The 11,314-nt window shown below is 41.5% G+C and carries 12 protein-coding genes; all 12 read right to left on the bottom strand.

The annotated features are described in order from the left end of the window. Positions 1-29 precede the first annotated feature (29 nt). Complete coding sequence (locus MHI45_RS15460; RefSeq protein WP_076113832.1) at positions 30-1,430, bottom strand: undecaprenyl-phosphate glucose phosphotransferase; 1,401 nt, start codon at positions 1,428-1,430, stop codon at positions 30-32. Then, positions 1,427-2,374: a glycosyltransferase family 2 protein gene (locus tag MHI45_RS15465; RefSeq protein ID WP_052092736.1), complete on the bottom strand. Its 948-nt coding sequence runs from the start codon at positions 2,372-2,374 to the stop codon at positions 1,427-1,429. Before MHI45_RS15465 ends, MHI45_RS15460 begins: the two co-directional genes overlap by 4 nt. 126 nt (positions 2,375-2,500) lie before the next feature. Continuing rightward, on the bottom strand, positions 2,501-3,460 hold the full coding sequence (locus tag MHI45_RS15470) for a glycosyltransferase family 2 protein (RefSeq protein WP_076113833.1): 960 nt from the start codon (positions 3,458-3,460) through the stop codon (positions 2,501-2,503). 237 nt (positions 3,461-3,697) lie between these two features. Next, positions 3,698-4,558: a dTDP-4-dehydrorhamnose reductase gene (gene rfbD / locus MHI45_RS15475; RefSeq protein WP_076113853.1), complete on the bottom strand. Its 861-nt coding sequence runs from the start codon at positions 4,556-4,558 to the stop codon at positions 3,698-3,700. An 8-nt stretch (positions 4,559-4,566) separates the two neighbouring features. Continuing rightward, complete coding sequence (rfbB, locus tag MHI45_RS15480; protein ID WP_076113834.1) at positions 4,567-5,589, bottom strand: dTDP-glucose 4,6-dehydratase; 1,023 nt, start codon at positions 5,587-5,589, stop codon at positions 4,567-4,569. 33 nt (positions 5,590-5,622) lie between these two features. Further along, a complete protein-coding gene (rfbC, locus tag MHI45_RS15485; protein ID WP_076113835.1) occupies positions 5,623-6,171 on the bottom strand; it encodes a dTDP-4-dehydrorhamnose 3,5-epimerase in 549 nt (182 codons plus the stop codon). 285 nt (positions 6,172-6,456) lie between these two features. Then, positions 6,457-6,795, bottom strand: coding sequence for an EamA family transporter (locus tag MHI45_RS15490; RefSeq protein ID WP_076113836.1), 339 nt, complete (start codon positions 6,793-6,795; stop codon positions 6,457-6,459). Between the two features lie 36 nt (positions 6,796-6,831). Next, positions 6,832-7,200: a DUF2304 domain-containing protein gene (locus tag MHI45_RS15495; RefSeq protein WP_076113837.1), complete on the bottom strand. Its 369-nt coding sequence runs from the start codon at positions 7,198-7,200 to the stop codon at positions 6,832-6,834. Between the two features lie 14 nt (positions 7,201-7,214). After that, positions 7,215-7,925: a glycosyltransferase family 2 protein gene (locus MHI45_RS15500; protein ID WP_076113838.1), complete on the bottom strand. Its 711-nt coding sequence runs from the start codon at positions 7,923-7,925 to the stop codon at positions 7,215-7,217. 48 nt (positions 7,926-7,973) lie between these two features. After that, positions 7,974-9,338 carry a DUF2142 domain-containing protein gene (locus MHI45_RS15505; protein ID WP_076113839.1) on the bottom strand — a complete coding sequence of 455 codons (1,365 nt, stop codon included), beginning with the start codon at positions 9,336-9,338 and terminating at the stop codon, positions 7,974-7,976. A gap of 54 nt (positions 9,339-9,392) precedes the next feature. Next, positions 9,393-10,376 (bottom strand): glycosyltransferase family 2 protein, encoded by a 984-nt coding sequence (locus MHI45_RS15510; RefSeq protein ID WP_076113840.1) that lies wholly within the window; start codon positions 10,374-10,376, stop codon positions 9,393-9,395. A gap of 1 nt (position 10,377) precedes the next feature. Further along, entirely contained in the window at positions 10,378-11,313 is a 936-nt protein-coding gene (locus MHI45_RS15515) for an NAD-dependent epimerase/dehydratase family protein (RefSeq protein WP_076113841.1), read from the bottom strand. Position 11,314: the final 1 nt, after the last annotated feature.

Raw genomic sequence — 11,314 nt, forward strand, 5'->3', positions numbered from 1 at the left:
GTAAGGATAACAACCGTTTCTATGTGAAATTAGTAGGCATTTTTAAATCCGTTGCGAATCGTTCTGACAATAATCCGGATATCAAACAGCAATGACCAATTTTCAATATAGAAAATATCATGCTTAATCCGTTCTTCAATCGAGGTATCCCCACGCAGACCATTGCTCTGTGCCCATCCGGTAATACCCGGACGCACATGATGCTTCACCATATACTTAGGGATCTCTCCCCGGAACTGCTGCACGTAGAACGGCCGTTCCGGGCGGGGCCCTACCACACTCATATGCCCCAGCAGCACATTAAAAAATTGCGGTAGCTCATCTAGACTGGTCTTGCGGATAAAACTTCCGAAGCGGGTGCGCCGCGGATCCTCCCGCGTACTCCAGCCTGTATCTTCTTCGCCGTCCTGCTGCATTTTCATCGAGCGGAACTTATACATCATGAAATTATGCCGGTTAAGTCCTACACGTTCCTGCTTGAAGATGACCGGGCCAGGAGAAGTCAGGCGAACACCAAGGGCCACTATGAGCATTACAGGCGACATTACAATAATTGCGAACAGCGAAAAAATAATATCAAACAGTCGCTTGGCCAGCTTATTCCCAGTCATATCCAGAGGAATATCACGGACATTAATCATTGGCATTCCGGCAAAATTATCAAAATAAGGACGCGCCGGCAGGTAGTCGAAGAAATCCGGAATAATCAGCGTCCGTACCCCAGCCTTTTCGCAGGCGGCAATAATGGCAGGATACTTGGAGTGGGCATCAAGCGGAAGCGCCAGAATCACCTCGTCTACCGGCAGCAGCTCCAGCATTCCAGCCAGTTCATCCACCTTGCCGAGTATTGGCTTAAAGCGCCGCTCCTCTATCCCATCCCATTCCTGAAAATCATCAAGAAAACCAATGGTCTCATATCCCAGCTCCGGGTACTGCACCAAATTGTTGTAGAATCGTTTGCCGAGCGAGCCTGCACCGATAATCAGCACGAATTGACGGTTAAAGCCTTTTTCACGGAGTGATTTCAGCATCGTCTTCAGCACATAACGGTAAAGCATGATGGAGAGAATATTAAAACCCATATATATGGCCAGATACTGACGGGAAACGTCGATTTCCTTCAGGAAGAACATCAGGCCAAGCAGGATAAAGACTGCCATGATATGCACCTGAAATATTTTGAGGAATTCATCGACAAAACGTTTCTTACGCTTCGGCAAATACAGGGAAAGCACAATTCCTATAAATACGGATATCACACCATAAATAAGGCTCCAATAGGCATAGGATTCAACCGGAAGCGTATTATAGGATTCCAGCCAGCCACTCTTGAACTTCAGCCACCAGGCCCCCAGAAAGGAGATTTGGATAATCAGGAAGTCGGCAACCATATAGAGTTGTGTTAAAAACCTCTGATTACGGCGAATCATAATCTCACCTCAGCATTCGTTTCATTGCGTGGACCTGCTTCTCCGGAATCCGCAAGGCTCTGTGCCGGTGAAGAAACCACGCGTGAAGACTTTAACATATTGCGGACAAGCGAAAGGGTGAACTTTACCCCGACTCCGGCATACACCGCTCCATTAATCATACTGTTGTACCTCTTGCTATAATGCTTGCGATGAAATAAAATCATCGCTCTGTGAAACTCATAGACAATTTTAAATGGCCTGCGCCGCGCACTGCCGCCTTTTAGATGCACGATGGAGGTCTGCGGATAGTAATAAATCCCCCACCCGGCTTCTTTAATCCGGAAGCACCAATCCAAGTCTTCACCATACATAAAGAACTCTTCATCCAGACCGCCGACCTGCTCGATCGTCGCCCGCCGCACCAGCATAAAAGCCCCGACTAGACAGTCTACCGGGTAATCCAGATCCGGATCCAAATAACCTAACTGGTAGCCGTTGAATCTGGGACGGTCGGGAAACAGCTTACTGAAACCAAAAGCATAATAAAAGGATGCCGAAGGCGTCGGAAATCCTCGCTTGCAGGCCTTGTCCAGCGATCCATCCGGCAAAATCACCTTGCAGCCCGAAGCGCCAAGATCCGGCCGGCTGTCCATAAAGGAAACCATCGTCTCCAGCGTATCCTTCCGCACTACCGTGTCGGAATTGAGCAGCAGCACATAACGTCCGGAGGCCGCCTCCATCCCCTGATTATTACCCCGGGCGAAACCAACATTCTCAGAGTTGGCAATCAGCAGCACATCCGGGAATTCCTTGCTGATCGACTCGACAGAATGATCACGGGAATTATTATCTATTAAAATGATCTCATAGGAATAATTAGTTACCGAGTCATATACCGACCTAATACAGTCCATCGTCAGGCCGCATGTGTTGTAATTTAAGATTAATATACTGACATCTATATTCACTTCACTACGCTCCTGACTAATATAGTAATCTACCGACAACTATTATAACATAAAAACCTCCCTGATAGGCGCAGCCTAATTAGGGAGGTTTTTACAGATTTACTGTGCCGGTAAATTACCTTACTCGTCCGGTTTCCTGGATGCTTTATTTTGTATATATCGCCGTTTCTGTTTAAGATGTCTCCATTGTTGAAAAAAAGCAGACCAGGCCTTTAGCAATTGGCGTTCCTTAAGCAGTGTATAACCGTGTGCGGCAAGTTCATACGGCAGTGAATACAGCAAAGTGAGAAGCAGCGTGCCGGCAGGTTCGTTCTTGTAAATCATCTTGTAGCGGTTAATATACGAAATCCGCCTAATGAACATCGGTTTGCTGTCCCTGCCGGAAGGTTTCCAGCCACGTTCGTGGTAGCCTATGGCTTCTGCTTCAAAGTAAGCCAACCAGCCGAACAGCCCAGCCCGCCATGCCACGTCCACATCCTCCTTATAGGCGAAGAAATCCGCATCAAAGAACTCCCCCTCAACGCTGATATCTTCAATCATCCGGCGCGAATACATCGCTGCAGCGCCGGATACGCCAAATACGAAACCAGATTCCGACCAGTCTGTGGAGGGATCTCCTGCACCACGGTCAAAGGCACGCCGGGCTCTATTCATCCGCAGCCCTGTGCTGTCCACAAGGGAGTGATCAGCTTTGAGCAAAAGCTTGCCGGTAGTGCTGCCAATACGCAGATTTGATTCCATCTGCAAGATAAGCCTGGAAATATAACTGTTCTCAAGCGTCAGATCCGGGTTAAGCACGAGTACATAATCTGTATCCGTTGCCGCCAGGGCCTGGTTATGGGCGGGGGCGAAGCCAGTATTGATCTTATTTTCTATGAGAACAAGGGAAGGAACCCCGGCCTCTTCGATCTTTTGATAAAACTCCTTCACTCTATCCACGCATCCGTCTGTTGAGGCATTATCCACCACCACAATCTGCTTCACCGGATAATCCTGGGCGAGTACTGCCGTCAGACAATCAATAATATCATCCGCACTGTTAAAGGTAACAATATGTACACTGACTGTTTTGTTATTCATAAATATCCTCGGATTCTTGAATTCATTTTGGTTCTGAAGCTGTTAAACATTATTATAACGAAAACAACAGGTTGCGGCTACGTTACCCTGGAATGATGACATCCCTTGGAGAAGGAATAAAAAGTGGAATTTTAGCCATGGTGTCAGCACTTTGTAATGTGTTAATATGAACAGTCGTTACTGCAGCAAAAAGCTCCCGACCGTCGATGACGGTTCAGGAGCTTAGTTTGCGCTTATCTATTTCAGTTCCAGCAAAAAGTCCCTCAATCCAGCCCGCCAAGGCCGGATATCTTCAAACCCGTTCGTGCGGATAGACAGATGCTCCATTACCGAATTGCGCGGACGTGGTGCCGGGCGTGGAAAATGTTCTGTAGCACACGGCTCTAGCTTTGCTGTGAATTTCAGACCCAGAATATCTTCTGCCTCAGCGAAAATCGCCTGTGTAAACTCATACCAGGTACAGGACTCACTGTTAGAGGCATGATAAATTCCGTACTTCTCCGTTTGAATCAGCTCAAGCAGGAAACGGGCCAAATCTACGGTGTAGGTAGGTGAGCCTTGCTGGTCGTCTACCACCTGCAGCAGCGGCTTCTCCTGTCCCAGCTTCAGCATCGTTTTTACGAAGTTGTTGCCGTACTTGCCATACACCCATGATGTACGTACGATGAAAAATTTCGAGGACAAAGACTGCACTAGGATTTCTCCTGCCCGCTTCGACTTGCCATAAATACTTTGCGGATCCATATTATCATATTCATGATAAGGCTGAGTTCCCATACCATCAAAAACATAATCCGTACTAATGTATACCAGCTTGGCTCCGGATTTCTCCGCAGCCAGTGCTACATTGCGGCTTCCGGTGGCATTAATCAAATAGGCGGCATCCACATCGGTTTCCGCAACATCCACCGCTGTATGGGCGGCACAATGAATGACAGCATCCGGACCGAACCCGCTGATGACCTCAGTACATTGATCGAGATCTGTAATATCCATCTCCTGACGGTCACAGCCTAGAACCTCATGTCCTTGCTGCTGCAACAAAAGTACAAGGTCCTGCCCCAACTGTCCAGCGGAACCCGTAACCAATACCTTCATCTTCGACATTACAGGGAATCCCCCAATCGGCTGCCATACTGAAGTTCGGCAAATTTCTGGTATTCGCCGGATTGAATACGGGCCCACCACTCTTTATTGTTCAAATACCATTGAATGGTTTCTTTAATGCCCGTTTCAAATGTATGCTTTGGCTTCCAGCCTAACTCGTTCGTAATCTTAGTTGGGTCGATGCCATAGCGGCGGTCATGTCCGGGACGATCCTGCACGTAAGTAATCAGAGAATCCGGTTTGCCCAGTTCCTGCAGCACAGTATTCACGATATGCACATTTGTGCGCTCATTATTGCCGCCAATATTATAGACCTCACCGTTTACCCCTTCGTGAATAACCAGATCAATTGCGCTGCAGTGATCTTCTACATACAACCAGTCACGGATGTTCATTCCATCACCATAAACCGGCAGTGCCTGGTCAGCAAGCGCACGGGAAATCATAAGCGGGATCAGCTTCTCCGGAAATTGGTATGGCCCGTAGTTGTTAGAACAGCGGGTGATATTAACCGGCAACCCAAAGGTTTCGTGGTAGGCGCGCACAAGCAAATCTCCGCCCGCTTTGCTGGCGGAATAAGGACTGTTTGGAGTGAGTGGAGTTTCTTCAGTAAAGAGTCCCGTAGCTCCTAACGTTCCATACACCTCATCTGTAGACACTTGAACAAATTTGGTCACACTATATTTCTTTGCTGCATCCAACAGCACCTGTGTGCCGAGCACATTTGTCTTTACAAACACATCCGGCTCCAGAATACTCCGGTCCACATGTGATTCCGCCGCGAAGTTGACTACGATATCGACTCCCTGGCTGAACAGTGTGTCCATCGCCTCTACATCCGTAATGTCCGCTTTAGCAAACGTATAATTCGGATTGCCCTCCACCGACTTCAAATTCTCCAAATTCCCCGCATACGTCAGCGCATCCACGTTCACTATCTGGTAATCCGGGTGCTGCTGCAGCATGTATATTACAAAATTGCTGCCGATAAATCCGGCCCCGCCGGTAACGAGCAGTTTCATATGTTAGCCCACCTTTTATTCATTGAATAGTATTTAATCGAAATTGAGCTCCGCATCCTTAAGCAAAGGATGGCGCCCATCTTTGTCCGACAGGACTGGAGTTGACACCGGCCAGTCAATGCCAAGTGCCGGATCACTCCATAATATGCCGCGGTCGTTCTCGGGGGAATAATATTGGTCCACCTTGTATAACACTTGGGTGTTCGGCACCAGCGTACAAAACCCATGCGCAAAGCCCTTTGGCACCAGCAACTGACGTTTATTATATTCACTGAGAATTACCCCAACCCACTGTCCGAATGTTGGAGAATTACGGCGAATATCAACAATAACGTCATAAATTACACCCGATAGAACTCGAATAAGCTTGGTCTGCGCTTTCGGATTCAATTGATAGTGCAATCCTCTAAGTACTCCAACCTCAGAAGAGAGGGATTGATTGTCTTGGATGAACTTATAGTTCACTCCTGCCTTATGCATTAATTCCTCATTATAGCTCTCCATAAAAAAACCCCGGTTGTCGCCATGAACCACCGGCTCAAGGATGCATGCACCCTGTAATTGTAGAGGAATGACCTTCATAACTAATTCCCCTCCTCATTTATATAATTTAAGTTCAATCAACCCTTTGCAGTGCCATCCGCCAGCCCTACTGAAAAACATTTGTCATTCATTACGAATATTATATGCATAACTGAAATATTTGTTTTAAGGAATGGACTTAGCAGTAGCATCGGAGTTTAAAAAACTGCAGAAAGGCTCCCTGTTCATGCCTGACCTTGTATCCCTGTACTATGTGACAGTTCAATCACAATTCATGCACGGTATACCCTGGTTGATGCACATGGAAACAAAACCTTCTTATTATTAATCAACTGCGATTATTAAAACGCCAACCATAATCACAGCCATACCTACCCATTTAATAAGTGTCACAGGTTCATTAAATATAAATAAGGCTGCAAGTAAACCGAGAACGTAAGCTATACTTTGTACTGGGTAAGCAACACTTAAGGGGATTCTAGATAATACTACAAACCAAATCAAGGTAGCGAATACATATAAAAAAAGGCCTGCGATAATGTATAAATTAAATAATGCTTTCCATGCATTATCTAAACTAACGCCCCCCATTTTCCCCAATCCTAATTTGAACAAAATTTGACCTGAAGCCAGCATTATTATATTTAATAAAAGCAACACCATATTAACCACACCAGATGAACGTAACGTACTATCACCTCATTTCCCACTATTGATTGTTCGTTTTAGTTCTTCCACTTCATATTTGAGCAGCCCGATTTCCTGGGATAATTCCTTCACTTTTATCGTAGATTTTGAGATCACTAAAGTTAATGAGAATAGCATTAAGTTTATACCAAATATAGAAAGCAAGAATAGAGCATTTACAGGTAATTCTATTCCCATAAGGCTAGCGATTATTTCAAATAGGCTTGGGAATATAGAAAGGATCAGGATGAAAAACATTATACAAAACCATAGCATTGAGTACTTTAGTTCAATACGATATTTACGAATCATATTAATGAGAAGAATAAAACACAGAATAGAGCCTATTAACAAAATAACTTGAAGCTTAAAAGATATCATATATTACTTCCTTCTCATACAATTTGCTTTCTCATCTTATCAATAAGTATGGCCAGAGAGACTTTCAACATATAATATATTGATTTCAGTTTTGTAATAGAGGACTTACCTCCCTCACGGGATTTCATTTCCACAGGGATTTCCTTTAGAGTAAATCCTTTTCTTTTTAAATACATTATTGATTCAGGTTCTGGATAATCTGTAGGGTATCTTTTTGAGAAAAGTTCAATCACGCTCTTATTACATGCACGAAATCCAGATGTCGGATCAGTAATTACTTGTTTTGTAAGAAGCAATAAAAGATGTGAGAAATAATTAATACCAATTCTTCTTATCAGCGAGCTCTGGAAACCTATTTTTTCAATATAGCGAGAACCAATTACCATGTCAGCTTCATCGTTTAAAAGCGGTTCGATCAATTTGAAAATATACTTAGGATCATGTTGACCGTCTCCATCTACTTGGATGGCTATGTCAAAGCCAAAAGTATGAGCATATTTATAGCCTGTTTGAACAGCCCCACCAATCCCAAGATTACATGGTAGATCCACAACTGCAACACCCAAGTTTTTGCATATACGGCTAGTAGTATCTAGTGAACAATCATTGATAACTAATATCTCTGAGTTCGGAATATTAATTGCTTTAATATTGTTTAAGAGTCGCCGAATATTATCCTCTTCATTATAAGCAGGAATTACCAATAATATTTTTTTATTATTCATGATACTCCTTCATAAATATAAAATTAATCATCTGGACTAAAAGGCCTACTATACAGGCCAAAATCGGTGCACAATTTTTTGCAAAGATAATAATAAAACAACTATAATCAAAATTGAATAAACGTATTGTTGTCGTATTCTCTTAATCAGCGGTGTCAGCAAATAAATGGAATACAGAAAAATTATGGAAACAGGAATAAAATACCTTCCCTGTATACCATATATAACGTTCCCTGCTTCTTGTGTCCATGTAAGATACAACGTCGAAGCTATAATTATTACAGTTAAAATTGACGCTGCAAACAGAATAAAACCTCTCTTTATATCATTAAGCGGATGATCTGTATTCTTCATTTCAATAATTACTGATACTGTCAGCAAGCACAAGAAAATAATACCGCTTAAATAATGAACAGAAGTCTCTCCCCAGCCAAAAACACCAACAAATTGAATATATAAGTAATCAAACTCAACAAATGTATTTATTAATTTTTCAGTAAACTGGAATGGGTGCTGGAAAACTGTGAGTAGCTGAGCCTTAGGATCGATCGGAAATGTGACATGAATATACTTTAAGACTATCATCCAAGATATTACAACCAATAACCCTGAAGCAATTATAGCAGATACATAGGTAATATATTGTTTGAACCCTTTTGTTTTTTCTTTGGGCAATAATACAACCAGAAGACAAAACAAAAAATAAGCATTTTTAGACGCCGCTACCAAACAAGTTAGAACCAACAAAATAAAAACTTGTTTTCGATTAATATGTTTAATTTCAATATTAAATATCAAATACATAAGATAAGCAAAAAATAAAAACAAGGCGCCATTAGTTAACGCATCTGCACTAAGCGACGCTGCCTGATTTAAAGTCATTGGCATAATTGAGAGTAATAAAAGAGTATATTTTAATTTTGGAATCAATTTAATAGCGAAATATGTCATCGCTATATATGCAAACAAATTGAAAAAGCGACCTAAATAGAAGGTAACTAACAAATTAGTATCCAGCAAACTTCCGATTTTGATTCCAATTGCTTGTGGTAAGTATACAATTGGATGATAGACTGCGGAACTTGGAAAAAGAAAAAAATCGTTTTCCCCTGGAGTCACATGAATTTTCGCAGCATCCTTTAAAATGTCTATAGATGCTTTGTTTTCATAATTACGTGTGATAGTTCCCCCTCCGACAGCTGCTTCAAAATCTCGAATTGCTGAAGGAAGATAATTGCCAATCTGTCCATCAATGTTTTCAGTTACCAAGTTACGTTCTGAGATTTCATATGCTCGATAAAAATGGGCAAATTCATCAGCTGATTGAAACGGAGGAACAAGCAGCACCCACAATAGCCCGAATATTGATGCTAACAGAAGAAATATATGCTGTGGTTTTAATTTGATACTCATTCCCCCCCACCTTCCTTCTCTGCATTAGATAAAATCAAAATTAAAAAGGTTAAATCACCCTTCATTTACTAACACCTTTCTGACTTTAGCAAGTCCGTACTGTATGCCTTTTTTAACAAGCCAATATTGGATTTTTATATAATTATTAATGTTTCTCAATTTAAAGTCAGTCTTCACTATATCCTTCCTACCAGCGATGCCTTGTCGTATTCCAGCGGAATAATCCCCATGAAAGCCAAGCTTCTTGTAAAAAGAATATTTGAAAACATGACCAAGCACCAAAAACGGAAAATTAAGCACTATCTGTACACACGTCATATTTTTATATATTAAGTAGATATTATTCCTTGCAGACCATCTAACCTTTAACTCATTGTATCCGTTACCAGTGGTAGCACTACCAATGTGATATACAATAGCATTTGCACAAAATATATTTGTGTATCCCATAATACGGGCTCTATAACCAATATCTACATCTTCTAAGTATGCGAAAAAAAGCTCGTCAAAATATCCGATTTCCTCAAATATTTCCTTGCGGTATATAGCAGCACCCGCACAAGCTGTAAAAATAGTTCTATTATGGTTGTACAGATTTGTTTGTCTCCCATGCCCCTCTTGATATGCCCACCCGAAAAGAGTCATTGTGTCACCTACGTTATCTATAAGATCACGTTGATGATATTGAATCATTTTACTAGCACACGAAAAAGCCTTCGGATGGTTCTCAATACAAGAAACCAATTCTTCTAACCATAATGCATTTAGTAGAGTATCGTTATTTAGTAGAACTACGTACTCTCCTATGGATTTTCTAATACCACAATTTACTGCTGCGCTGAACCCTGTATTGGTTTTAAGTTCAATACAAATAATGTCAGGAATTATTTCGCGGGCAACTATTATACTTCTATCGTTCGAAGCATTGTCGACCAGTATTGTTTCAAATTCAGTAAAGGTTTGAGCTTTTAAAGAAACCAAGCACTCTTCCAAATATCTTTCACCATTATAGTTAGGAATAACGATTGAAACTTTCATATTATTGTCCTATGAGTTTATCATGTTCTATTAGGAGTCTTTGAATTCCTTCATTAACAGTAATCTGATAATTAAAACCTAAATACTCACGAGAGCGTCTAGGGTCCAAAACATTTCTTTTAACATCAATATCTCTCATTTTCTCAAAATTAATGGTAGCCTTAATATCAATTATTTGCTCAATAGTTCTAATTACATCCATAATGCTGGTTCCAACTCCAGTTCCCACATTAAATATAGGTTTAATGCTACTTGAGCTATGATACTCAATGGCACGGACAATGGCTTCGCAGACATCCGATATCTCGATGTAGTCTCTTACAGTAGCTCCATCACCATAGAGTGTTAGCGCATTACCTTTCAATATACTGTCCAAAAACACTGATACTGCTCCAATTTTTTTCTGAGGATTTTGACCTGGCCCATAGGGGTTGGCCACTCTCAAGATTACATTTTCCATATTATACAGTTGATTGTACATCAAGAGTATTTTTTCAATGGTGTACTTCATAATACCATAATGATTTAGAGGATATGATTCCATATCCTCATGCAATAAATCCGAGTTAGGCGAGTTGCCATATACAGTTCCACCAGATGATATAAATACCATTCTTTTTATTCCTTTGTTCTTAGCCAGCTCAAGTAATTCCAAAGTTTTCACTACATCATCTTTATACGAATTTGAGATGTTTTGCATAGAAGAGGCTGGAGATACTGTACTAATCAAATGTACAATAACATCTTGATTTTCTAAAATCCTATCAAAATTATTCTCCGATAGGTAATCACCTTCAATAAGATTAAGGTTGGATCCCGGCAAGACCTTACTATCGAGAGATCTGTCGTATACAGTAACGTTATATCTATCCTGACGCAATCTCTTAATTAGATTTACACCGATAAATCCCGCACCACCTAGCAAAAGAATATTCATA

This window comes from Paenibacillus sp. FSL H3-0321 (assembly GCF_038002865.1).
GTDB lineage: Bacteria > Bacillota > Bacilli > Paenibacillales > Paenibacillaceae > Paenibacillus_AQ.